We start from the raw sequence: 24,358 nt of genomic DNA, 5'->3' as shown, positions 1-24,358 counted from the left end.
TGGGGTGGAGGGCCGTAGACCGTCAGGCCGTCAGGCGTCCCGCGATGATCGATTGCCTCGGTCGTGCGATCCAGTGTCCCGAAGGACCGGGCTGCTCATACGCGAGGTACTGTGCCAGATCGCCACCGTACACGTGAAGCGTGAGCGCCGTGTCATGCCGCGACAAATTGCGGCAGCGATGGGCATGGATGTCCGTCGAGTCGAACCAGGTCGCGTCGCCCGGGCCCAGCCAGGTGCGGCCGATACTGCGAAGCGAATGCCGGTCCTCGCCCTTTTCAAACGATTCGACCTCGAGTGCGCCCGAGATGGTGGCCTCGAGGCCCCACAGCCCGCCGTGATCGTGCACGGGCGTGGCGTAGCCGGGCGGCCAGACCATGATCATCACGCTAACCGCCGGCTTCGACCGCTCGGCCAGGATCCACCGCTCGAAGCCCTTCCGGCGTTCGCGCAGCGGGCCGAGCAGATCGGTCAGCGCATTACTGTGTGCGTGGAGCGCACGACCGACCTCCCGCCCCATGGAGGCGAGATCCGGGTGCCCCACATCCGACAGGTCGAACGCGATGTCGCGCAAGGCCCTGACGATGGAAAAACGCTTACCCATGTGCTGGGCCGTCCCAAGAATCGACTGGCGGGAAGTGGAGCATGGCGTCCGTTAAACCCTCGTAACCCCGCGCTTTCGACTGACGCTTTAAACCTTCGATTCCGTACGTGCATCCAAGGCCATGAACCCGCCCACCGGGCGGCCTTCCACGGAGTGCAACGCCATGATCGTCCTGACCTCGCTTGTCGTAATGGCCGCCGGCTTCTGGCTGGTATTCGCCCTCATCGGCGCGGTGCTGAAGCTGGTCTTCGGCATCATCGGCGGCGTTTTCAGCGTGTTCGCCAGTCTGATCGGTGCCGCCATCGGTGGGCTGGCCTTGCTCCTTGTCGCTCCGATGGTCGCCCTGGCCCTGATCCCGGTGCTGTTGCCGGTCGCCGCGCTGGCGCTGATCGTCTGGGCCGTCGCACGCGCCACCCGCCGTCGCCCGGACGTGGTGGTGATGCCCGCCTCGCGTTGAGCATGAAGGGGAGCGACGGGCGTCGCTCCCCTCGCCTTGACCTCAGAGATTCCTGAGGTCGAAGCTGATCGGGATGCGCGCCCAGGCCTGAACCTTCTGGCCGTTCTGCTGAGCCGGCTGGAAGCGCCACTTCGCCAGCACCTGATCGCGTGCCGCCTTGTCGAGCACGGGATGGCCGCTGCTGCTCTCGATCACCACGTCCAGCGGCTTACCGCTTTCGTCCACCAGTACGCGCAGGGTCACCGTGCCGTGCATGCGGCCTTGAATAGCGGCGCGCGGGTAGGTCGGCGCGGGCGCCGAGACATAAGCCAGCGTGGCCTCGACGGGCGCCGGCTGGACAGCGGGTGGTGAGACGGGAGCGACCTGAACGGGCGCCGGAGGCACCATGGGCGCCGTTCCCTCATCCGTCGGCACCGCCGTCTGCACGGGCGGGCTTTCGACATGCCGGGTCACGGTCGTCACCGGATGGGGCGGTCTGACCGGCAACGGCTTGAGATCGATCGGCGGCGGCGGAACCGGCGTCGGCTCCGTCAGGTGCTCGATGAGACGTATGGGTTCCTGGACGAGGGGCGCCGTGGCGATATCCGCCACCATCGGCCGCATGACGGCGATGAGCGCGGCGGCGTTGAGGGCGATCGCCGCGCTCATCGCGACGATGCGGACGGTATCCGGATGCACTCCGGCAAGGACGTGCGGACGAGCGAACGACATGAGCCACCTCCTGCGATGGGGGGAAGGAGCAGCGCGGTCGGGAACACGGCCAGCGGGGACTGGCGGGGATCGTGTTCAGGTCCGATGGCAGATTAGGCAGGCTTCGCGGGAAGTTGCAATAGCGGACGTCTGGATGGCTATACCGGTTAGCGGTGACGCAATCAGTGCGCTACCAGCATGGGCACATCCGACTGCATGAACAGATACCGGGTCGTCCCTCCCAGGACCATCTCCGACAGCCGCGACCGTCCCCAGGCCCCCATCACGATCAAATCGGCCTTTTCCGCATGCGCGGTTTCGAGCAGTGCGGGACCCGGCGATGGACGTGCACCTTCATCGAGACGCCGCACCTCGGCCTTCACCCCGTGCGTGTCGAGCCAGCCACAGATGTCGGTGTCGGGCAACGCGCAGGTCCCGAGGTCTTCATCGCGGCTGCCGTCGATGACGGTTACGCGTGCGGCCTTGCGCAGCAGGGGCAACGACGATCGCACCGCCAGTGCCGATTCGCGACTGCCGCTCCAGGCGATCAGCACGTGCTCCCCCAGCGTTTCCACCGGCGCCGCCTCGGGGACCACCAGCACGCCACGACTGGAACCGAACACCGTGCGCGAGACGATACCGAAACCCACCGGCGCATCGCCACGCATCGTCGAAGAACGCTCCATCACCAGCAGGTCGTAACCCGCCGCCGCGTGCGTAAGCAGGGTGACCGTGTCGCCGTTGCCGACGCGCCAGTTTCCCTTCAGACCGCGGGCTGCCATGAGCGTCGCCCAGTCGCCCGACACCGCTTTTGCATCGGTGGCGCGCTGGCGCACCGCGTCCAGCTGCATCGGTACGGCTTCCGGCACCGTGAAGGCGGCGGCGGGAAGGTCGACCACGTGGAGCGCGTCGAGCCGTGAACCGATTCGTGCCGCCAGACTGAGGGCCGCACGCAGGCCGGCGCCTTGCGGCGGAAGTCGGGCGATATGCACGAGCAGTTCGAGGGTCATGGCCCATGGAACAACGACGGGGGCGGTGCGGTCAATGTCCCAGTTGCGACCTTTTCTCAATAACGCCCCGGATCGGTTACCCTCGGGGTTCGACGTATTCCGGAAAAGCCCATGTCCTTCGACAGCGCAGAGCCGCGCTATCCCCTCGGTGAAGAAGTCGCCAGCAGCGTGATCCACGCGATCGGGCTCGTGCTCAGCATCGCGGGGCTTGCCGTGCTCGTGGCGTTCTCGGCCATGTACGGCGGCACGCGGGCCGTGGTGGCCAGCTCGGTATTCGGTGGCTCCCTGATCCTGCTTTACGCGGCGTCCACGCTGTATCACGCGATCCCAGGTTCGATGGCGAAGCGCGTCCTGCGCACCTGCGACCACATCGCGATTTTCCTGCTGATCGCCGGCACGTACACCCCGTTTACGTTATTGGCGCTCCCGGGTGCCTGGGGTTGGGGGCTGTTGGTGACGATCTGGAGCGTCGCGATCATCGGCAGTCTCGCCGAGCTCGGTCTGCTGAAACGCTATCGGAAGGCGGCCGTCGCGATGTACGTGGCGATGGGCTGGGTGGCCGTGGTGGCGATCGAACCCCTGCGTGCCAATGTGCCGACAGGCGGCCTTCTGCTGCTTCTGGCCGGCGGCCTCTGCTACACCGGCGGCGTGCCGTTCTACATGGCGCGGAAGATGCCGTACCACCATGCGATCTGGCATGTGTTCGTGCTCGCTGGCAGTGTGCTGCACTACCTGGCGATCCTGCTTTATGTGATTCCGGATGCCCCGGGGCATTGAACGGTCCCGGCCGCCGATCTGTAGGAGCGCGCCTCGCGCGCGACACCAAAACATCGCGCGCAAGGCGCGCTCCTACAGGTAGTTACCGCCTCGCGGCGGTCATTTTCGATTCAATACGGCCGGCACGAACCGCGTACGCACGGCGTCAGCCAGCAGGTCCGGCGGCAACAGCCCCTGCGCGATCAGGAAATCATTGAAGGCCTTGCGGTCGAACTTGTCGCCCAGCTTCGTCTGCGTCTCCGCGCGCAACTGCAGGATGCGCGTATAGCCGTAGAAATAAGCCGTCGCCTGCCCCGGTGAATTGAGCGTGTAACGATCCAGCTCCTGCCGGGCCATCGGTTCGGACAAGCCGACGTCGTGCACGAGGATGTCGTGCGCACGATCGCGCGACACCAGGCCCAGGTTGAGCATCGGATCCAGGAACGCCCGCGCCGCACGCAACAGGCGGAACTGCAGCGCGATGAACTGACCCGCCGGCGGCTCGTACGGCATCATCTCCGCTTCGGAATACAGCGCCCAGCCCTCGACGTTGACGCTGTTGAAGGCGAACATGCTGCGCGTCAGCGATACACCCTGTTCCACCATCGCGGCGAACTGCAGCTCGTGGCCTGGCCGTCCTTCATGCGCGGTGAGCGTCCATGCCGCCGCCTCGAAGGTGAAGTCGTCGTAGGTCTGCGTCGCGTCGCCGTCGGCCGGTGGGTTGCCGGTGGTCAGCACGAAGGTCCCACGCTGGCCGGTATTGCCGACAAAGGGCGGCGGATCCATGTGCGGTGCGGGCGTGCGCGCATTCTCCGCTTCGGAGGCGACGCGCATCGCCATCTGGCGCTTCGGCAATTCGACGATGCGCTGCGTGCGGATGGTGTTTTCGATCTTGCCCAGTACCTCGTGATACACCGGCTCGACCTTGTCCTTCGCCAGCTGCTTTTTCTTCAGCGCTTTCAGTACGTCGCGGTAGTCGCCATCGGGAAGACCCTCGGCTTTGGCGACGACGGGCGCCAGCATCTGCAGCGCATACGTGGTCTCCATGAATTCCAGCTGCGCGCGGCCGATCAGGTCGCGCGGGGCGATGTCGAGCCCGACCTGCCTGAGGTTGTACGCATACAGCGGCTCGGGCAGGCGGAAGTCGGTACGCGCGCGGGGCAGCACCGTCTTCTTCACCCACGCGTTGTACTGCTTCAGCTGCGCGTCGAGCTTGTTCATCGCCTCGTCGCTGCCGGCGACTTTCTTCTCCGCGAACAGCTTGCGGATGCCGTCGACATAGCGCTGCGTGTTGCCCAGCTTCTGTTCGACATCGGCCTTGACCGGACCGAGCAGGCCCTTTTCGCCCAGGCGCTCCGTGGTGCGTGCCCTGGCCTGGTCGACCAGTGGCGTGCAACCGGCCGCCATGCCGACATAGCACTTCAGCCGCCCCAGCGCGGCCTGATTCTGCTCCGGGGTGCTCTGCGCGTTCAGCAGAGAGAACTCACCGCTGAAGATCATCTGCCCGGCGTCGAACCAGGGCAGCAGATACTTGTCGTTGAGATCGATACCCTCGATATTGCCGTCGATCTGCTTGGCCAGGATCTGCAGGTCCTGGCTGACGTTGGGGTCCTTCTCCTCGGCGAGGCGTCTGGCAACCTGCTGACGCACCTCGACCAGCGCGGCACGCTGGCGCTTGTCCACGTCGGGCCCGAGATCGGCGGTCTTCTCGTCGTAGCCTTTCAGGCCGATGTCCGTGGCGGACTCGGGGCTGAAGCGGGCGGTGAGGTCCAGCAGCGGTTGGGCATCGGCGTTGCTGCGCGCGATCCAGGCCGGCGGCGCGGTTTCGGCGTGAAGGGTGCCGACCGCGAACGTGATCGCGGCCGCTAGGGTCAGTCGTCTGAACATGCGTGTCTCCCCGGTGAAGTCCGGCGAGACTAGCCTTTGCGGGTCGGGGCCGCCAATGTGCCTTTCGGCGGTCAGCTGAAGAGCAGGGCGAGGGCAGCCATTCCCAGCATCAGAAACGACAGCACGGCCTTGGCGATGATGCCCAGCAACATGCCGAACCAGGTGCTGATACCCACATGGGCCGAGCGCAGCACGCTCTTGCCCGACCACAACTCGCCCGCCACGGCGCCCAGAAAGGGGCCAAGCAGCAAGCCGGGCAGGCCGAAAAACATCCCGACGGTCGTGCCGATGCCCGCGCCCCACAAGGCGCGCGGACTGGCGCCGATTTTCTTTGCCCCCAGCGAGGCGGAGACGAAGTCCAGCGCGACCCCCACAGCGCCGACGATGCCGATCACCACCAGCCAGCCCCCGCCCAGGTGCTGGTAATCGTCCACGGCGGCGGCGAGCCAGATGCCGCCGAAGATCATGGGGATGCCAGGCAGGATCGGCAGTACCGCGCCCGCCACGCCCCCAACGATCAGGGCGGCGGCGAGCAGGTAGAGGAACAGGTCCATCAGCGGAAAGCCTCTCTGTATTCGGGTTTCAGATAGGCCGAAAACGCGTCGCTGGATACATCGATCGCCTGTGGCCCTGCCGAATACGGCGCGACCTGATACGGCGGGAAGATGAAGGTCAGCCCGTGCACCTTGTCGTCGGGCCCCGTGAGGAGGGTGAACACGCGGTAGTGATCCTTGTCCGGCGCCGTACCCGCGTCGATCTGCTGGCTGTCCGAAGACAGCGGGTCGTCCTGATCGTCCAGCGCGGTCAGCAGCTGGCGCCGGGCCTCGGTGGCGAATGCGCCCTCCGCCGCGTGCGCATCGTCGAACAGCTCGCGAATGCCCACGACGCGCCGCTTCCGCAGGTCGTAGGTGAAGCTGTCGACGATGGGCGCGGGGTGAGCGCCGCCGGTGAAGGCGGAGCCGTCGACCTGCACGTTGATGAAGCGATCGGTGCGAGCCGCGACCGCGATGTCCAGGTTGAGGTCCCAGGGCAGCTCTTTCGCCTGCTCGCGGGCACCCGGGGCATCCAGGCTGTCGAGGAAGGCGCGCTTCTGCCGCTCCACGTAGCGCTCGATCGTGGCGCGCAAGGGCGCGGCCGACGTAGGCAGCTGGGGAAGTTTCACTTCCATCGTGTAGAGGCCTTCCTGGCTGGATTGGGTATCCTTGTGCGCGGTCGCTCTGGATGGCGATGGCATCTTCCCGACGTTCGAACGGTCCGCGCCATCCTGGCAGGCGGCGAGTCCGACGGCGACAAAACACAGCGACAGGATGTGTCGCGACAACATTCGGCATTCTCTCCCTGCGAGAATCGTCATCTTAGCGTAGCTGCCGCGCAGCGCAGAGCGCGTCAACGAATCGAAGGAAGGGCGTGCATAGCGCAACGACGGAAACTGTCACCCTGCTCAAGGCTGACGAACTCGGCCGCATCGAGCGCGTGGAACGCGACGGTGTCGTTCTTATCCGCCGCGACATCGCTGCCGCACGCTGGTGGGCGCGCTGGTTCGCACGCCGCGCCGCGGCGCGCGAGGCGCGGGCGCTGCTGCGCCTGGACGGTATCGACGGGGTGCCACGGCTGCTCGCGTGGAATGGCCGGATGCTCGAGCGCAGCTACATGGCGGGACAGCCGATGCAGCTGGGCCGGCCGCTGGACCCTGCCTATTACACACGGGCCCTTCGCCTGCTGGCCGTACTGCACCGTCGCGGCATCGTCCACAACGATCTCGCCAAGGAGCCGAACTGGCTGGTGCGCGAGGACGGCACGCCCGGTCTGGTGGATTTCCAGATTGCCTGGACGCGTGGCCGGCGTGGTTCGCTGTTCCGCCTGCTGGCGCGGGAAGACCTGCGCCACCTGCTCAAACACAAGCGAACCTATGCCCCGGACCGCCTGTCAGCGCGCCAGCAGGCCATCCTGGCCCAGCCGGCACCGCATTCACGCCTGTGGCGGGCCACCGGCAAACGTCTCTACAAACTCATCGCCCGCCGCATCTTCGGCTACTGGGACAACGAAGGCCAGGGCCGTATACGCAAGTAGGAGCGCGCCCCGCGCGCGAAAAGCCAACGCAGCGAAGACGCCGCCCCCCCCCCACTCCTCGAAACGCTCCGTTACTTCTCCACAAACGCCCGCTCGATCACGTAATCCCCCGGCTCCCGCGTCCGCGGCGACGCCTGAAAGCCCTCGCCATCCAGCAACACGCAGATGTCTTCCAGCATCGAGGGACTACCGCAAAGCATCACGCGGTCTTCGGCCGGATTGATCTGCGGCAAGCCGGTCGTCCGGGCCATCTCACCATCGGCGATCGCGTCGGTGATGCGTCCCCGGTTCCGGAATGCTTCACGGGTCACCGTCGGGTAGTAGATGAGCTTCTCGCGCACCAGGTCGCCCAGGTACTCGTGCTTCGGCAGCTCGTTCTCGATGTAGTCGGAGTAGGCCAGGTCGTTGACGTGACGCACGCCGTGGGCCAGCACGATCGTGTCGAAGCGCTCGTAGGTCTCCGGATCCCGGATGATCGACATGAACGGCGCCAGGCCCGTGCCGGTGCCCAGCAGGTAGAGACGCTTGCCCGGCTTCAGATCGTTCAGCACCAGCGTGCCCGTGGGCTTGCGGCTCACGATGACCGGATCGCCGGGCTTCAGGTGCTGCAGCCGTGAGGTCAGCGGGCCGTCCTGCACCTTGATGCTGAAGAACTCCAGATGCTCTTCGTAATGCGCGCTGGCGATGGAATAGGCGCGCATCAGCGGCCGCCCGTCCACTTCCAGGCCGATCATCACGAAGTGACCGCTTTCGAAGCGGAAACCCGGGTCCCGCGTGGTGCGGAAGCTGAAAAGGGTGTCGTTCCAGTGATGCACGTCGATCACGTGCTCGGTCGCCAGTGCCACCATGGTGCGTTGAACCTCGGTAAAGACAAGAAGGGACGGAGCCTCCGCGCCGTGCGCGGGAGCCCTTGGGGGTTCTTGGCTGGGGAAGCGGCCCGCCGGGCCGCGCTGCCTCGCGCGACGCGTCGCACCCTGCATCGGCTGCGCGCTCATGGACGTAAGGATACGGCATTCCGCCACAGGCCGCTTCGGGCCGGGCCGGGCGCTGGCCTTTAAGCTTCCGCTAAGATGCTCAGTCCGTAGGCGCCCCAAGGAAACCATCGTGACGAAACCCGCCTATGCCCCCGGCCAGGCCTGGACCTACCGGACCCGTCCCGGCGAGGAAGATTCCCGTGTAGCGATTCGCAAGATCGACCACGAGCCGGAAGACGGCGAGGTTTTCCATGTTTCCATCCTCGGCGTGAAGCTGCGCAACCATCGCGTACCCGGCGGCCTGCAGCCGGCGATGAACCACGCCGCCGTGTCCCGCGCCACGCTGGACGCCAGTCTGCTCACCACCGACGGTCCCGCCGACGCCGATGAAGGCTGGCGAGACGGCTACGCCGTGTGGCGCCAGGCCTATGACAACGGCGACGCGGGCATATTCGACCTGCCGGTTCCCGAGATTCTGGGCTACATCGAGATGGTGGTGGCGGCCTCGGGCGAGGCCCGCTGAGCAAAAAAAGAGCGCCCGATCCCCGGACATCGGCCGGGGAGGTGCCGGTGTCCGGGAAGGGGCGCAAGAGTTGCACAGGGATCTGGGTTTACGCTTTCTTAGAAGTCGTAAGTGACGGCGAGACGGCCGTAACGCGGATCCTGCGTGTAGAGCGGTACGCGGTAGATCGTATTGAGCGTGTTGGCCGGGCCTTCGCTTGCCGGATAACGGAACGTCGCCCGCTGCTGGTTTAGGACATTGAACACGTTCGCAGAGAACGCGAGCTTCTGGTCGCCCCACGACGGACGGTAGGTCACGCCGAGGTCGAGCTGGAACGTCCAGGGCAAGCGGCCATGGCTACCCGGGGGAGACGGTTCCCCGTTGCAATAGCGATAGGAGCTGCCGTAGGACACCGGATCGGTGTGCCCCGCCCCGTAGTAGCCCGTGCAAACTTCCGGTGCGCCGGAAATCGCCTGGACGTTGCCCGACAGCTGCCATTCCGGTGCGAACTGCCAGTAGCCATACGCCTTGAAGACGTGGGTATGGTCATTGCCCTGCGGGCCGTTGGCGTTCTCCATGACATAGCGGTTATCCCAGTCGACGCTGCCGGCCGCACCATCCTGGCGAGTGTCGGTACGAGCCTGACCCTCGGTATTGCCGTAGCTGCGTGAGAACACGTAGTCGAACTTGCCGTACCAGACACCGTCGAAGTTGTGTTCGGTGAACAGTTCGAGGCTGTAATAGCGACGCTTCAACGCGGGGAAGCCCATTTCTTCGCGGCTGAGCGGCACCTTGACGGCGTTCCCGCCGGTATCGATCAGTGTGAAGGTGTTGGAATGACCACCGTTGATCAGGTAGCAGCTGTTCGTCGATGCGATGTCATAGCCGAGAGCCGCCGCCTTATCCGTAACGAGGCCGACATCGCAGAAGTCGTCGATCGCGGAGTTGAGCACGCGCTTGGTCAGCTTGGCACCGTAAACCCAATGGTCGCCGAAGGTTTTGTCAAAGCCGAGGATGTACTCATCCTGGTTCTCAGCCTTCAGGCCCTTGCCCGCAACCGTACGGGGATCGGGTGGGATGCCGTACGAATTGTTTGCCGAGACTGGCTGGCTGATCTGAGTCAGGCCCGTCGGCGCACCGGTCGCATCGATTCCGCTGTAGGTGTAGTACTGCTGTGTCGCCGTATAGCCTGCGGCGGCGCCAGTGGCCGGATTCAGAGGAAGGCCAAGGTAGTAACGCCCGGCGTTGCCGAAGACCTTGAAGCTGCCATCTCCATTAACGTCCCATGATGCGCCGAGTCGAGGCGCCCACTGCGGCTTCGTTTGCGTGATGAATGCCTGGCCGAACTGGTTGTAGTCGGTAAACTGGTCATTGCGGACGCCCAGCGACAGCAGCACGGTGTCCGTGACCTGCCACTTATCCTCGATGTATTGAGCCCGCTGATCCGAGCGCACATTGACCAGGTTGTTTACGACGTTGCGGCTGACGTAGTAGCCGCCCGCCCCGTTGGCATAACCGGCCGTACCCGGTACGAAGTTGATGCCCGGAGCATCGGAAATCGGCTGCGTGGGGTCCGCCTGCTGGCCGTAGTTCCAGGCGTATCCAGGACCCGGGCTAGCCGTGCCGAAGTCGTCTGCCCGCGACTTGACGTTATCGATGCCGACAGCAATCGTGTGGTCACCGAGCGTATAGGTGACATCGAAACGGAAGTTCGTCGCCTTATTGCTACGGCCCGGCTGACTGATGTCATCGACCTGATTATTGCGAATGGCGGTGCCGCCGTTCAGTGCGGGATTCTGGAATTGTGAGCTATCGACCCGGGCCAACGTCGGGTCATAGTCGCCCGGCTGGTCGTAGTTCTTCGAGCGCATCTGGCCGTACATGGCACTGAGGGTCAGGTTGTCCGTGATGTAGCTCGTGTACTTGGCGACATACAGGTCGCCGCCGGTCTTCGTGTTATCGACGGGACCGATCTTGCTGGTCCGGTTAAGATTGGCGTAGTCGTAGTTGTATCGCGTACCCGAACCTTCGCGCTTGTCGGACGCGCCGGTCAGTTCGAGGATGTTGCTATCGGTGATGTTCCAGTCGAGCTTGCTGTACCACCGCGGTGATCTATAGTCGTTGGTCGATGCCGGGGTGTTATTGCCCACGGCGTTCACGTTACGGCGGCCGGATTTTTCAAACTCACCCGCGACGAAGAAGAACAGCTTGTCCTTGATCAGCGGGCCGCCTGCATAAGCGCTGACCGTGGTCGTCCACTGGTCATTCTGGCTCTTTGGCTGGTAAAGATTGCCCGCGGGTGCGGTAGCGGGGACGCGCGCATAGTGCAGGTCGTCAGCGCTTGCGCGAGCAAAGGCGGGCTCCCAAAGGACCTGAGCACCAAAGTGCCATTCGTTCGTGCCGCGCTTACCGACCTGGCTGATGACGCCGCCGTCGGAACGCCCGTACTGTGCGCTGTAGCCGCCGGTATAGACTTCCTGCTGGTCGATGGCGCCATAGGGCAACTGCAAGCCGCCCACCGCGTTGAGTGGATCGGTCGTATTGAAGCCGTTGACGTAGTAAGCGTTTTCATTGGCCGCGGCGCCGCCGAAACTGGCGACCGAGCGGCCGGTGTCGCTCGCGAATCCGCCGCCGTTGTTGACCACGCCAGGTGCAAGGCGGGCGATCGCTTCCGCACTGCGACCCAACGGCAGCTTGGCAAGCTGCTCGGATGTGATCACGGTACGTGAATCGACCGACGTGACGTCGATATTCGGAAGGGCTGTGCCGGTGACCGTGACGCCGCTGAGTGATGTCGCATCGGACGCAGGTGCGGCGCTCGCTGCATTGAACGAGATATCGGTGCTCGCACCCACGCGCAGGCTCACGTCCTTGCGTGTATCGACCGCTGCGCCATCGCGCATGAGGGTCACGGTATACGTGCCGAGCGGAATCTGGTTAACGGCATAACGGCCGCGTGCGTCCACCGGAACTTCGCGACGGAAGCCGGTGCCGCTCTCGACCACGACGGTCTCATTGGCGCCTGCGGGCACGCTGCCGTTGATGCTACCCGTCGTCGACTGTGCGTAAACGCTCGAAACGCCACCCAGGCAGGTACAGACCGCCAGTGCGAGTGCGCTCCTGCGAGTGAGAAAATGGTTCTTCATGCCTTCCCCGGAAAGTGATGCCATTAATTGACGGCAACACGGGGCCGTAACGACAGGCCCCCGCCTGTCGCTTTGCACGGAGCCGAAAGACCCCTCCCCGCGCTCCGTCGCGACACGCCCATTTGCCTCGATCCAAATGGACTTAACGCAAGGTGTACATGAGGCGATTCGGGTTGTCCAGAGCACGCACCGCCCGGGCGGATGGCCGTCCAGCCGTCTAAACGTCTTGCTGCGCCGCAGCAAAATTAAGTGTAACTATGGGTATTTGGGGGCTTTTATGCCGGCGCGACGTCTTGCCGCAAAGGTGCCCAATGGCATATCCGCAAGGGGTGTAAATTTTTTCGAAACGCGGATTTTCAGAGTTCTCAAACCTTCACGCACCGTCTACATTTGGATCGTGGCAAAAGGCGTGCCAAAGGTCGGGCAGGCCAGAGGTGCATCAACGTGCCGCCGTCACCGGCTGTCCACCCCGGGTCGGGAAAAGTCCTGCGTCATGAAGATCGCCACTTTCAACGTCAACGGCATCCGCTCCCGGCTTCCGCACTTGCTGGAGTGGCTCGGGCGCGAGGCGCCGGACATCGTCTGCCTGCAGGAACTCAAGGCGGTGGACAAGGCGTTTCCCGTCGCGGAGATCCATGACGCAGGCTACGGTGCCCTCTGGGCCGGGCAGGCCTCCTGGAATGGCGTGGCCATCCTCGCGAAGGGTGCCGATCCCGTGGAGAGCCGCCGCGGCCTGCCGGGCGACAGAAAGGACCTCCAGAGCCGCTACCTCGAAGCGGCGGCCCATGGCGTTCTCGTCGGTTGCCTTTATCTGCCCAACGGCAATCCGTGGCCAGGTCCGAAGTTCGATTACAAGCTGGCCTGGTTCGAGCGTTTTATCCAGCATGCCGGGCAATTGCTGGATTCCGGTCATCCGGTGGTACTGGCCGGCGACTACAACGTCGTGCCGACGGACGGCGACATCTACGACCCCAAAAACTGGCGACGTGACGCCTTGCTCCAGCCCGAAAGCCGTCATGCTTACGAGCGTCTGCTGGCCCAGGGCTGGACCGACGCCCTGCGCCAGATGCATCCGGACGAAACCATCTACACCTTCTGGGACTACTTCCGGCAGCACTGGCCACGCAACCGGGGGCTGCGGATCGACCACCTGCTGTTGTCGCCGGATCTGGCGACCCGGCTAAAGAAGTCCGATGTCGACCGATGGGTACGCGATCTGCCCAAGGCCAGCGATCACGCGCCGGTGTGGGTCGAGATGGGCAAGCCGGCCCGGGCAGCGGCGACGAAAAAGACGGCGACGAAAAAGACGGCGGCAACAAAGACGGCCGCGAAAAAGACGGCCACGAAAAAGACCGCCGCAAAAAAGACCGTCCTCAGGAAATCCGGGCGGACTGCGTAAGTTCCGACGTAAACGAATTTACCAATATGAATGCGCTACCCGCACTTGCCAGCGGCGCGCAAGATCATAGACTAGGAGGTTATCGGGGGAAGTCGCGGGTTCAGGCTGGCATGAAGATCGATGGCGGTAGCGGTAAACGCGCCGAGCCAGTGATGCTCAGCGAGGTCGCGAAGCGTCTGCGCAATCCGCGCATCGACCGCATCGTGGCCAGCTTCAGCGAGTACCACGTCTCGCTGATGCGTGCGGTGATCCTCGGGTTCGTCGTCGTCTGGAGTGCCGCGTGGCTGCATGGCCCGGTGCCCATGGCCACCGAATCGCATCACGTCGTGCCGGTCGCCGTCCTGATGTTCGTCCTCAGCACCTTCTGGATGCTGTTCGTCCGTGCAGGTGCGCCGCGCGAGACGCCGGTGATCGACGCCATCGGCAACGTCACCAATTTCGTCATCGTGGCCGTGCTGCTCAAGGCCGCGTTCATGCTGGTGATCACGGTGACGGCCGTCCTTCCGTTCCTGTCCGTGGCCGTCGGGGTGAGGTACAGCCGCCGCGCGTTCGCCGCCAGCGTAGTGGCCTCGGTCGCGATCCTCGCGGTCGTGGCGCCCGATGGCTACTGGCTGGGTCGTCCCGCCTACGCCTTATACGCACTGGCTCTGGTCATCGTGTTGCCGGTGATGCTTTACCGGATGATGTATGCCTTGCGCGAAGTGTCCGCCGAGGCGATCGCGTCGCGTGAAGCACAGCACCGGTTCATCTCGATGATGAGTCACGAGATGCGTACGCCTCTGAGTACGGTCATTCATGCGGCGTCTCTGATCGACACCTCGGTGATGTCGGAAGACCAGCGCGGCCTGGTCGCGCTGCTGGCGACCAATGCCAATGCTTTGCTCCACCGGGTCAACGCCGTCCTTGATGTAGCGTCGTTTGCCGGCGGCAGTTTCAACCTGCGCCACCAGACGTTCGCGTTCGACGAAGTCCTGAGTACGGTGGGCGCGGTGTGCCGTCCTTACGCGGCCGAGAAGCGTGTCACCTTCAGCGTCTCCCGCGACGCATCGGTGGAAGGCGTCTTCAGCGGCGACCCGGGCCGTATCGAGCAGGTGCTGTCGAACCTGGCTTCCAACGCGGTGAAATTCACGCCGCCCGGCGGCTCGGTGGACGTGCGCATCGAGTTGCGCGAAAGCGTCGGCGGCCATGATCCGACCATCGCCTGTACGGTGAGCGACACCGGTATCGGCATCGCTGACGCCGACAAGCAGCGCGTGTTCGATCCCTTTCATCAGCTCAGCGGTGGCGAGAGCCGGCGCCAGGAAGGCGTCGGCCTGGGTCTCTACATCGTTCGGAACGTGTCCGAGCAGATGAGTGGCTCGCTCGAGGTGATGGACAATCCGATGGGCGGCACCATCTTTGTCTGGCGTTTTCCCTTGCGCCGCGCGGCCGCCGGTTCGCGAAGCGTGGCGGAGACGCCGCTGGTCGACCTGCTCGACGAGCATCGCGGTCGCGTCGCCCCGCAGCACTGCCTGGTGGTGGACGATAACGCGGCCAACCGCGAGATCGTCGGTCGTATCCTCGAGCGTGCGGGGCATGTGCCGACCTTCAGTGCCAGCGGTGACGAGGCGCTGGCGCGTCTGTCGACCGAGACGTTCGATCTGATCTTCATGGACCTGCACATGCCGGGCAGCTCCGGCTGGGATGTGCTGGGACGGATCGAAGTGGCGCGTCGTACCGAGGCGGTGCCGCCTATCGTCATGCTGAGCGCGGACTCCAGTCACGACGCCGTACGGATCGCATTCAAGGCCGGTGCACGCGCGTACCTTACCAAGCCGATCGCGGCGCAGCGGCTGCTCGACGTGATCGAGTCCATCGCCGACGAGCGTCGTCTCGACGACGCGGCGCGCCACTGGCATCCCGCCATTGGCCTGCCCACCGGCCGGCAGGAGAGTTCGCCGCTGGACGAAATGCGCGCGCTCAGTACGCGGGAAGACTTCAAGGCCTTCGTCGACCTGTGCTCGCGTACGGCGGACGACCATTGCGTTTCCCTTCGCTCGGCGATCCATTCGCACGATATCGCAGCCGCCTCCGAGGCCATCCATGCATTGCGCAACGTCCTGGGCAATCTGGGGGTACCAGGAGCCGACCACGTCTGCGGCGACATTGCCTTGCTGATCGATGCCGGTGCGGATGTACAGCGCGTCACCGAAGAGCTGGACACGCTCTCCCGGTCGGTACACCGTTTCGTCGACGTGCAACGGCGTTACGCCGAGGCGGCCGCCAGCGCGTGAACGATCTGGAGGCACTGGCCGAGGACGTCGCCGGGCGCGAGCGCTCGACGCCCGGCCTCAAGCCGGACAACGAGGCACGCATCGTGTTTCACCCGCAGAAACCCCGTAGCCGGCTGCCGCTCGCGGTGGTTTATCTGCACGGATTCACCGCCAGTCAGGCGGAGGGGGATCCCGCGCACCGGGCCATCGCCGAGGCGTGTGGCGCCCATCTGTTCCTCAACCGACTCAGTGACCACGGCAGCGACCAGCCCTCCGCGATGGCCGGCGCTTCGGCGGAGCGCTGGCGCGCGGACGCCGACGAGGCCCTGCGCATCGGTCTGGAACTCGGTGAGCGGGTGTTGCTCGTCGGCACCTCCATGGGCGCGTCGCTGGCGCTCGACCTCGCTGCGCGACACGCGTCTCAGATCGCGGGCGTGGTGGCCTGGTCTCCCGGCATCCGCGTTTACGATCCCGTACAACTCAACGCCGCGGTGCTCCTGCGCGGGGCGGTGGACGTGCCGGGTGAGCGCACGCCGTTTCAACGGCGGTACTGGTCGTCCGTGATTCACTCCGACGGATACCGCGCCGTCGCCGAACTCTTCCTCGGCACGATGCAGCCCGGGCACCTGCGCGATGTCGTCTGCCCGGTCCTGTTCGGTGTGTGGGACGGCGGTGCCGATGACCATGACACGCTGACGTCGGTCGCCGCCATGCGCGAGGCGTTCGACTGGCTGGGCTCGCCCGAGCCAGGCCGCCGCCTGATCGCCTACGATCACGCGGCGCACGTGCTTGCTTCCCCGCAGCGTTCCCCCGCGGCGGCCCGGGTGCTGGCCGACGCCGTCGCTTTTGTCGGCGAGCTGGGATTCGCCAGCTAAGACGTCTCACCTCCGGCCCGGGCGACGCGGGTACCTCTTAAGAGGTATCGTTGCCACCGGGTCGGAGGGGGGTGATCAGGGGTGGTTTCCGGACGCGCGCTCGCCGCGTGCATATCGCTGTTGCTCGGCGTCATGGTTGGGTGGTGGCCCACCTCGGACGCCGTCGCGAGGGACAGCCGCGACCGTCGTATCGAGCAGTTCTATCACACCGCCTGGACGGTGCGCGAAGGTGCGCCCGGACAGGTCACGGCGCTGGCGCAGACGGCCGACGGCTACCTGTGGCTGGGCACGCAGACGGGGCTGTACCGGTTCGATGGCGTGCGCTTCGAACGCTACCGCCCCCGCGAAGGCGGTGACTTCCTTGCGTCCAGTGTGGCCTCTTTGTACGCACCCCCGTCAGGCGGCTTGTGGGTGGGCTTCCGTTACGGGGTGGCCAGCTTCATCGATCACGACCGTGCCACGCACTACGCCGCGGGCTCCGGCCTGCCGACCGCGACGATCTACGCGATGGCCAGCACGCCCGATGGGCGGGTCTGGGCGGCGACCTTCAACGGGCTGGTTACGCTCGCGGGCAATCGGTGGCGGGTGATCGGTCCCGCCATGGGGCTGCCCGGGGTGCGCGCGCGTAACCTCGCGGTCGATCGCGCGGGTCGCCTCTGGGTCGCGACGGAGCAGGCGCTGGCGTGGCTGGCACCGGGTGCTCAGCGTTTCGAGGTCGCCACGCGATCGGTCGGCCGGATCAACCGCATCGCCGAGGCCCCCGACGGCAGCATCTGGGTCGCCGAGGCCGACGATGGCGTACGGCCGGCATGGAACGACGGACGCGACCCGGCGCTGTCAGGACCGAAGCTGCACATGTCGTCGGCGGGCCTCCTGTTCGATCGCGACGGCGCGCTCTGGGTGCCGACGCTCGGCGAAGGTATCCGTCGCGTTCCGCACATCGACTGGCTCGCCAGCCAGACGATCGAAGCGGACAGCGCGGCGGCCGAGCGTTTCGTTGAACGTAACGGTCTCAGCTCCGATTATTTCAGCGCGGTGATCCAGGATCGCGAGGGCAACATCTGGATGGGCGGGAGCCGCGGCCTCGACCGCTTCCGCCGTGGACGCCTGCTTCCCGCGCCGCTGTCACCCGGCGCCACCGACTTCGCGCTGGTCCCAGCGCCCGGGCATGGCGTGTGGGTAGGCACGAAGAACCGTCCGCTGACGCATGTCGACGCGACCAACATAACCGGCACGGCCTTCCCGGAAGCGATCACCGCGGCGGCCCGCGACGGCGACGCGACCTGGCTCGGTGGACCGCGCGGTCTGTGGCATATGGTGGATGGCGTCCCGCGGCCGTTCGCATCGCTCCCCGCGGACGATTACACGGGCGTCCAGGCCATCGTCGGCGACGGCCACGGCGGCGCCTGGTTGTCGATCAATCGCCCCGGCATCTACCACTACACGGGCGAGGGCTGGATTCACGACACACTGCCCAGCGTGTCCAACGACCCCTCGCCGCTGGTGTTGCTCCGTGACGCCCGGCAGCGGCTGTGGATGGGTTTCGCGCGCAACGTGCTCATCGTCCGCGACGGGGGCCGGGACAAGGTGATCGGCGCGGCCGATGGTCTGCAGGTGGGCAACGTCACCGCGCTGCTGGACGACGACGACACCGTATGGGTGGGCGGCGAGCTGGGTATCGCCGCCATTCGCGGCGGCAGCGTCCGCAGCATTCCGACGGCTGGCGAGCCGCTGCGCGGCGTGTCCGGACTGGTGCGCGACCGTCGCGGGGATTTCTGGATGAACGCCGCGCAAGGCGTCGCGCGGATCGCCTCGGCCGACATGCGCCAGGCCCTCGACGAGCCGGGCTACCGTCCGCCGGTCATGCTGTTCGATTCGCTCGATGGATTGCCAGGTACGCCGGCGCAGTTTCGTCCCTTGCCCACCGCGGTGGTGGCCGACGATGGACGGTTGTGGTTCGCGACGACCAGCGGCGTCGTGTCGATCGATCCGTCGGCCATACGGCGCAACCCGGTCGCGCCGCCGGTGATGGTCCGGGAAATTTCCACGGATGCGGGAACCTGGCCGGCCTCGTCCAGCGTCACGCTTCCGGCGAACACCGAGCGTCTGCGCATCGCCTATACCGCGACCAGCCTGTCGATGCCCGAGCGCGTGCGCTTCCGCTACCGGATGGATGGTCTGGATACGCGCTGGCGTGAAGCGGGTACGGATCGCGAAGCCGTGTACACCGATCCGCCGCCAGGCCATTACGTGTTTCGAGTGACCGCGTCCAACGAGGACGGTGTCTGGAACGAGCAGGGCACCTCGATCGCGGTCACGGTGTCGCCGGCGTTCTATCAGACGCTGTGGTTCGCGCTGGTCTGTACCGCCGCCTTGCTCCTCGCCATCTGGATCGCACTGCTGCTCAGGGGCCGGCGCGTCGCGGCGCTCGTGCGGGGGCGCCTGGACGAGCGCCATGCGGAGCGCGAACGCATCGCACGGGAACTACACGACACGCTGCTGCAGAGCATTCACGGTCTGACCATGCGCTTCCAGGCGATCGCCAATCGTGTCGCGCCGGACGATCCGGTACGCACAGCGATGGAAGGCGCGCTCGACCGGGCGGAGGAAGCGCTTGTCGAAGCGCGTGACCGCGTCCGCGACCTGCGTGCGCACGGCACGGACGACATGCCGCTGAATGACGTTCTGGAAGCGATGGCGCGCTTGTACGCGTCCGATCACACGGTGCCGGTCATCGTCAGTGTGCGGCTCGACGTGCTCGATCTGGATCCGCTGGCGCGCGACGAACTGCACGGCATCGCACGCGAAGCCGTGCACAACGCGGTGACGCATGCCGGGGCCAGTCGCATCGACGTCGTCCTCGAGGAAGATGACGGTATGCTGCTCTTTTACGTGCGCGACGACGGACGCGGTATCGAGGATGCCGTTTCCCGCGACGGTCGTGCGGGTCACTGGGGGCTGCGCGGGATACGCGAGCGCGCGCATGCGATGGGTGGCATCGCCACCATTGCGGCCTGTCTCCAGGGAGGTACCGAAGTAGCCGTGCGCGTGCCGATGGATCGGGCCTTTCCGTCGCGCATGAGCTGGCTGCGTCGATGGTGGCGCCGTTTTCCGGAGAGACATTATTGAACGAGCGACTGGTGGCCTACCTCGATGAACTCGATAAACGCACGGACTGGCACCGGCCCGATGCCTTCCTCGTAAGAGCCGATGCGGCGGACCGGCTCGACCTCGGGCAGGTCGGTCTGCGCGATGCGACGCTGACTCGTCGGGTGGTGCGTCTCCTCGACGCGCTCGATGCCGTGGATCGTCAGTTGTACGACGCGCTGCGCGAACGAATCCGCGCGGGTGAAGGCAGGCAGGCGCTCGCGCCCTGGCTCGACGTCGGAATCCCCTCGGGTCAGCATTACGATCCGCTCGACGCGCTCCTGGCCGGCGTGCTGGCCCTGGACGAGCCGCTTCCGGATGCCAGGCCGCTGCCGCCCGAGATGGTCTTCTACCAGCCCACACCCGCCCGGCATATCGTCGACGGCCTGGCCAGAGGCGGAATCACGGCAGGCGACGTCGTACTGGATCTTGGCTCGGGACTGGGTCACGTCCCCTTGCTGGTACACATCCTGACGGGCGCGCGATGCATCGGCATCGAGCGCGACGGGGGCTATGTCGATGTCGCGACGCGTGCGGCGACGTCACTTGGGCTGACGGGAGTGCGGTTCGTCGAAGGCGATGCACGCGAGGCGGATTTTTCCGGCGTCGACGTCTTCTATCTGTTCACACCGTTCATCGGCACCGTCCTGCGCGACGTCGTCGCCAGGATCGAAGCCGAGGCGGCCCGGCGTGCCGTGCGTGTGGTGGCTCTGGGCCCGTGTACGCGTACATTCGCGCGGCAGCCCTGGCTGGTCAGTAACGACCCGGACCCTGAGGCAGCGGAGCGGATCGTGCTGTTCCGCTCGGTCTGATCAGCGGATGCGGCCGCCGCCGAAGTGGCCCTGGCCGGCACCGACGGAGATGCTGACGCCGCCGGTGGGATGCTCACAGCTGCCGAAGGCCTGGCTGAGGTTGACCGCCCCGGCCTGGTAGTTGCCGCTGCCGCCATGGCTGGCGCTGACGACGCCGGTGGTGACGCTGCCATGCACCTGGGGCTTGTTGTAGGTGGCGTCGTCGCAGCGCGGCGTGCCATCGTCGGCTTCCACACCGTCCATACGGCCAGTGGTGTCGCCGTAGTAGGTACCGGGAGGATCCAGCGGGCGGGACTTCGTGACCGCGATGTTCTCGCCGCCGTTTTTGGGCGCCACCGTGGGGGCCTTGGGATCGGCGGAGACCCTGGCGTCGGCGGCCGGGGCAGGCGCGGGGGCGCTGCTGGCGGGAGCCGGCGTGTAGTCGGCGGGCAAACGCAGGTTCAGCGGCTTCGTAGCGTCCTGCGCCATCGCGGTCGAGGCGGCGAGGAACAGGGTGGCGAGGACGACGATCGGTTTCATGCGGGGCAAACTCCGGGGACTACGCCTTGGATCGCTGAGGGGCCATGCTAGTTCCCGACCCCTTGCAGCTACCTTACTCCGCCATGGCCTCATCGGCGTCCTCGGGTACGCTCTCGCCCAGACGGACCCGCAATGTCTCGATTTCGCGGCGCAGGTTCCGGTTTTCCGCTTCCAGGTCGGCGATCTGTTCGCGCAAGGCCAGCACGTCGTCACTCGGTTTCTCGCGCGGCTTGCGCTTCGACTCGCGCACCCGTTTGGCGGCCTGCTTCAGCTCGGCATCGCCGCCGGTCGCGGCCGCGCGTTGTTCTTCTTCGGGCAAGGTGGCGACCGCCGCGGCGGCGCTGATCGACAGCGTGCCCGACTTGACCGCCGCGACCACCTCCGGCGCGGCCTCCTTGCGGATCTTCTCGATCATGCCGACCTGATTGCTGCTGATCCTTGCCTCGCGGGCGATTTCCTTGCGGCTCTCGTTCGGGTTGACGCGGGCGGGCTTCGCGGCCGCTGGCTGAGCGCCTTCGGTGTCGAAGGGCACCTCGGACCTCTCTTCACCGCCGTTCGCCTCGATGCGTGCGCGTCGCTCGGCGAGGATTTCGCGCTTGCGCAGAGCCAGCACGCCGCGCTGAAAATCGGACACGCTGCGCCGGCCCAGATGCTGCTCGATCATCCACAGGTGCACGTCGTCGATCGACTGAAAGCGCTCGTTCTGCACGGTGTTGAAAGGAATATCGTGCTTACGGCAGATGCCGTAGCGGTTGTGCCCGTCCACCAGCGTGTCGCCCCAGAGCACCAGCGCATCGCGGCAACCCTCGGCGAGCAAGCTGCGCTCCAGTGCCTCGTATTCGTCCGCCGACAGCGGGTCGATGTAAGCCTTGAGTTCTTCGTTGACGACGATATGCATGGGGAGGGCAGGGCGGTGAAGGCGAGGGGGCGCATTCTAGTGGGTGCGGGGCCTCGCTGCTCGTCCCGTCGTTCACATGCGCAAAGCCGTTGATCCGGTTGACTTTGCTGGAGCGTCCGGCTGCACAGGCCGGAGGACGGTCGGAATCCGGCAAAAGGCCGGTTCCGGAACATCGCCTTGACGCTCCCGTTGCCCTGGTCGCAAACTCTCGCACGTCGTGCCGGGGGCTCGCACGACTTTCACTGGAATCATGAATTCGCGCCGGGGGCGCGAGTTTCGTCGCGCTTGCGCCTGCTCACCGGAAGGAGCTTCTCGTGGTCCGCCTCTATCTTTTACCTCGGCATTCTGAGCTCGCTGGAGAGCCCGCATGACTGGATTTGCAAGGAAGTTGGCAGTCGCGCTCGCGCTGTCCCTCGTCACCGCGCTCGCCAGCGCCGACGAATTGTCCGACCTGCCGTGGAAAGTCGGCCCGACCAAGGTGCAGCTCGGCGCGCAGGCCACGCTCGATGTACCCGACGGCTATGCCTTCCTCGATCCCGCGGGTACCAGGCGCCTGAACGAACTGATGGAAAATCCACCGGACGAGGCGGACACGTACACGCTTGCGCCGACGGATATGAAGTGGACCGCGTTCTTCGACTACGACGATGTCGGCTACGTCAAGGATGACGAGAAACTCGATCCCGACGACATTCTGGCGTCCGTGAAGCAGGGCACCGAGGAAAGCAACAAGGAGCGTCGTTCACGAGGCTGGGAAACGCTCACCCTCGTGGGCTGGCAGAACAAGCCGCAGTACGACACCCAGTTCAAGTCGCTGACCTGGTCGTTCCTCGCGCGCAGCGATAAATCGCACAGCGACGTGGTGAACTACAACGCGCGCATCCTCGGGCGCAGCGGCGTCATGAACGTCGTGCTGGTGTCCGACCCCCAGGTCCTCAACCAGGCGGTGACCGACTTCAAGGGCACGCTGGGTGGCTTCGCATTCGCGCCGGGTCAGTCGTACAGCGATTTCCACACGGGCGACCGCGTCGCCGAATACGGTCTTGCCGCACTGATTACCGGCGGTGTCGCCGCCGTCGCCGCGAAGAAAGGTTTCTTCGCCATCATCGGTACGTTCCTGGCGGCGGCGTGGAAGTTCATCCTCATCGGCTTCGCGGCGGTGGGCGGAGCGATCAAGCGTCTGTTCACGCGCAAGAGCTCCTGATCGCGATGTTGCCGAACACGGAGTGGCTTTTGCTGGGCGTCGTGGGCATGTACGTCTACGACGCCACGCTGCTGCTCTATCACAACGAAGTGGTGTTCTTCGAACGCCGCGACGGACGCTGGTCGTTTTCCGTCGGCACGGAGTTCGAACTGGCGGGGCGGCATGTTTACGTGCCGCCCCTTTTCGCACCGACCCGTGCGTTGCTCCGTCTGCGCTGGTCGTCGCAGAAGGAGCCTGGCAATCCGGCGCCGCTGCACGGACTGCGAGCGTGGCGAGCCGGTGTGACCGCCACCGCGCTTCCCTTGCTTGTCGTCGCGCTGCTGTTCGCCGCGATGCCCGCGGTACTTGCGGGCAACGTCTATGGCCTGCTCGGCTGGATGTTCGCCCTGTACGCGGCGATCGGCGCGGCGGTGTGGCGTGTCTGGCGCATGCGCAGGATCACCGGCCTCGCCGGGAAGACGTTCTCGGGTATGGCGTCCGACGCGCTGCTCTGCGCACCGTACGCACTCAACCTCGTTCGTAAACAGGGCGCGCGTGCCGCCGAGCGGTTCGACCTTTTTGCCGTCGCCCATGCGCTGCTGGACGCCGATGAGCGGAGGCGTCTCGGCGATGCCATCCGCACGCGACTGCAACGCCAGCTCGACATCGAAGAGGCGGGCAGCGATCGACAGCAACAGCTTCAGACTTACCTACAACAGATCGAAGGCGCTCTGGCATGAACGTGATGGAGATCGTCGTCGTCGGGATCTGCCTGGCGATCGGCTACAAATTCGTCTCCGCGATGATGGCGACGCCCAAAGGTGATACGCCGAATGCGCCGGATACGAAGCCGCCGCTGCAGCTCGATACCCGCCGCCCGTGGTACGACGTGCTCGGCGTGTCGCCCGAGGCCACGCGCGCGGAGATCAATGCGGCCTACCAGGCCCTGATCATCCAGTACCACCCGGACAAGTTCACCCAACACGGTGATGAGATCCGGGAGATCGCACAGAAGCGCGCCAAAGAACTGAACGCGGCGTATTACCTGGGTTGCTCGCTGCGACCGGACTGAAGAGGCACCGCGAGCCGGGGTTGAGTCGAGCGCCTGGTTGCGTGGCGCCCGATGCCTCCTTAGGCTATCTTCCGCCGACAGACATCGGATGACTGATAAGGAAGGGGT

22 protein-coding genes are annotated in these 24,358 nt (G+C 65.6%); 12 read left to right on the top strand and 10 right to left on the bottom strand.

Annotated elements, in window-relative coordinates; translation table 11 throughout:
• Positions 1 to 22: 22 nt before the first annotated feature.
• Positions 23 to 601, bottom strand: coding sequence for a cysteine dioxygenase family protein (locus tag J2X57_RS10155; RefSeq protein ID WP_308846083.1), 579 nt, complete (start codon positions 599 to 601; stop codon positions 23 to 25).
• Between the two features lie 163 nt (positions 602 to 764).
• On the opposite strand from J2X57_RS10155, the gene J2X57_RS10150 reads away from it, so the two are divergent.
• Positions 765 to 1,058, top strand: a complete 294-nt coding sequence (locus J2X57_RS10150) for a hypothetical protein (RefSeq protein ID WP_036115944.1) — start codon at positions 765 to 767, stop codon at positions 1,056 to 1,058.
• A gap of 42 nt (positions 1,059 to 1,100) precedes the next feature.
• Here J2X57_RS10150 and J2X57_RS10145 read toward each other — a convergent pair whose 3' ends face one another.
• Both J2X57_RS10145 and J2X57_RS10140 read right to left on the bottom strand, forming a co-directional pair.
• Positions 1,101 to 1,769, bottom strand: coding sequence for a TonB family protein (locus J2X57_RS10145; protein WP_308846082.1), 669 nt, complete (start codon positions 1,767 to 1,769; stop codon positions 1,101 to 1,103).
• 161 nt (positions 1,770 to 1,930) lie between these two features.
• Positions 1,931 to 2,758 (bottom strand): universal stress protein, encoded by an 828-nt coding sequence (locus J2X57_RS10140; RefSeq protein WP_051943977.1) that lies wholly within the window; start codon positions 2,756 to 2,758, stop codon positions 1,931 to 1,933.
• Positions 2,759 to 2,869: 111 nt separating this feature from the next.
• On the opposite strand from J2X57_RS10140, the gene J2X57_RS10135 reads away from it, so the two are divergent.
• On the top strand, positions 2,870 to 3,535 hold the full coding sequence (locus tag J2X57_RS10135) for a hemolysin III family protein (RefSeq protein ID WP_036115938.1): 666 nt from the start codon (positions 2,870 to 2,872) through the stop codon (positions 3,533 to 3,535).
• Positions 3,536 to 3,634: 99 nt separating this feature from the next.
• Here the strand turns inward: J2X57_RS10135 and J2X57_RS10130 are convergent, their stop codons facing one another.
• The 3 genes from J2X57_RS10130 to J2X57_RS10120 form a co-directional block, all read right to left on the bottom strand.
• The gene (locus tag J2X57_RS10130) at positions 3,635 to 5,401 is read right to left on the bottom strand and encodes a DUF885 domain-containing protein (protein ID WP_309866606.1); all 1,767 of its coding nucleotides are present in this window, start codon (positions 5,399 to 5,401) and stop codon (positions 3,635 to 3,637) included.
• 71 nt (positions 5,402 to 5,472) lie between these two features.
• Complete coding sequence (locus J2X57_RS10125; protein WP_309866603.1) at positions 5,473 to 5,955, bottom strand: DUF456 domain-containing protein; 483 nt, start codon at positions 5,953 to 5,955, stop codon at positions 5,473 to 5,475.
• Entirely contained in the window at positions 5,955 to 6,725 is a 771-nt protein-coding gene (locus tag J2X57_RS10120; RefSeq protein ID WP_309866600.1) for a DUF3298 domain-containing protein, read from the bottom strand. The genes J2X57_RS10125 and J2X57_RS10120 overlap by 1 nt, the downstream gene beginning before the upstream one ends.
• An 83-nt stretch (positions 6,726 to 6,808) precedes the next feature.
• Here J2X57_RS10120 and J2X57_RS10115 point away from each other — a divergent pair, with 83 nt between their 5' ends.
• Entirely contained in the window at positions 6,809 to 7,471 is a 663-nt protein-coding gene (locus J2X57_RS10115) for a serine/threonine protein kinase (RefSeq protein WP_309866597.1), read from the top strand.
• A 71-nt stretch (positions 7,472 to 7,542) separates the two neighbouring features.
• On the opposite strand, the gene J2X57_RS10110 is transcribed toward J2X57_RS10115, so the two are convergent.
• Positions 7,543 to 8,319: a ferredoxin--NADP reductase gene (locus J2X57_RS10110; protein ID WP_036115929.1), complete on the bottom strand. Its 777-nt coding sequence runs from the start codon at positions 8,317 to 8,319 to the stop codon at positions 7,543 to 7,545.
• Positions 8,320 to 8,575: 256 nt separating this feature from the next.
• Here J2X57_RS10110 and J2X57_RS10105 point away from each other — a divergent pair, with 256 nt between their 5' ends.
• Positions 8,576 to 8,968: a hypothetical protein gene (locus J2X57_RS10105; RefSeq protein WP_051974353.1), complete on the top strand. Its 393-nt coding sequence runs from the start codon at positions 8,576 to 8,578 to the stop codon at positions 8,966 to 8,968.
• Between the two features lie 98 nt (positions 8,969 to 9,066).
• Here J2X57_RS10105 and J2X57_RS10100 read toward each other — a convergent pair whose 3' ends face one another.
• Positions 9,067 to 12,093, bottom strand: a complete 3,027-nt coding sequence (locus J2X57_RS10100; protein WP_036115926.1) for a TonB-dependent receptor — start codon at positions 12,091 to 12,093, stop codon at positions 9,067 to 9,069.
• Positions 12,094 to 12,586: 493 nt separating this feature from the next.
• On the opposite strand from J2X57_RS10100, the gene xth reads away from it, so the two are divergent.
• The 5 genes from xth to J2X57_RS10075 all read left to right on the top strand — a co-directional run bounded on the left by xth (position 12,587) and on the right by J2X57_RS10075 (position 20,578).
• Positions 12,587 to 13,492, top strand: coding sequence for an exodeoxyribonuclease III (xth, locus tag J2X57_RS10095; RefSeq protein ID WP_309866593.1), 906 nt, complete (start codon positions 12,587 to 12,589; stop codon positions 13,490 to 13,492).
• A gap of 110 nt (positions 13,493 to 13,602) precedes the next feature.
• Complete coding sequence (locus J2X57_RS10090) at positions 13,603 to 15,765, top strand: ATP-binding protein (protein ID WP_052191114.1); 2,163 nt, start codon at positions 13,603 to 13,605, stop codon at positions 15,763 to 15,765.
• Entirely contained in the window at positions 15,762 to 16,619 is an 858-nt protein-coding gene (locus tag J2X57_RS10085; RefSeq protein ID WP_309866585.1) for an alpha/beta hydrolase, read from the top strand. The genes J2X57_RS10090 and J2X57_RS10085 overlap by 4 nt, the downstream gene beginning before the upstream one ends.
• Positions 16,620 to 16,700: 81 nt before the next feature.
• Entirely contained in the window at positions 16,701 to 19,748 is a 3,048-nt protein-coding gene (locus tag J2X57_RS10080) for a two-component regulator propeller domain-containing protein (protein WP_309866582.1), read from the top strand.
• Entirely contained in the window at positions 19,745 to 20,578 is an 834-nt protein-coding gene (locus tag J2X57_RS10075; protein WP_309866579.1) for a methyltransferase domain-containing protein, read from the top strand. The genes J2X57_RS10080 and J2X57_RS10075 overlap by 4 nt, the downstream gene beginning before the upstream one ends.
• On the opposite strand, the gene J2X57_RS10070 is transcribed toward J2X57_RS10075, so the two are convergent.
• Entirely contained in the window at positions 20,579 to 21,097 is a 519-nt protein-coding gene (locus tag J2X57_RS10070) for a hypothetical protein (protein ID WP_036115922.1), read from the bottom strand.
• A gap of 73 nt (positions 21,098 to 21,170) precedes the next feature.
• Positions 21,171 to 21,995: a hypothetical protein gene (locus tag J2X57_RS10065; RefSeq protein WP_036115920.1), complete on the bottom strand. Its 825-nt coding sequence runs from the start codon at positions 21,993 to 21,995 to the stop codon at positions 21,171 to 21,173.
• Positions 21,996 to 22,362: 367 nt separating this feature from the next.
• Between J2X57_RS10065 and J2X57_RS10060 the strand changes: the two genes are divergently transcribed.
• Genes J2X57_RS10060 through J2X57_RS10050 form a run of 3 tightly spaced genes read left to right on the top strand, consistent with a single transcriptional unit; the run spans position 22,363 to position 24,250 of the window.
• Complete coding sequence (locus J2X57_RS10060; RefSeq protein WP_309866575.1) at positions 22,363 to 23,199, top strand: DUF2167 domain-containing protein; 837 nt, start codon at positions 22,363 to 22,365, stop codon at positions 23,197 to 23,199.
• A gap of 5 nt (positions 23,200 to 23,204) precedes the next feature.
• Positions 23,205 to 23,918, top strand: a complete 714-nt coding sequence (locus tag J2X57_RS10055) for a hypothetical protein (RefSeq protein ID WP_309866572.1) — start codon at positions 23,205 to 23,207, stop codon at positions 23,916 to 23,918.
• Positions 23,915 to 24,250, top strand: a complete 336-nt coding sequence (locus tag J2X57_RS10050; RefSeq protein WP_052191118.1) for a J domain-containing protein — start codon at positions 23,915 to 23,917, stop codon at positions 24,248 to 24,250. Before J2X57_RS10055 ends, J2X57_RS10050 begins: the two co-directional genes overlap by 4 nt.
• The last annotated feature ends 108 nt before the right edge of the window (positions 24,251 to 24,358 follow it).

The organism is Luteibacter sp. 1214 (genome assembly GCF_031455395.1).
GTDB classification, from domain to species: domain Bacteria; phylum Pseudomonadota; class Gammaproteobacteria; order Xanthomonadales; family Rhodanobacteraceae; genus Luteibacter; species Luteibacter mycovicinus.
The sequence above is the reverse complement of the archived record's forward strand: the minus strand, read 5'-3'. Positions and strand labels throughout refer to the sequence as shown.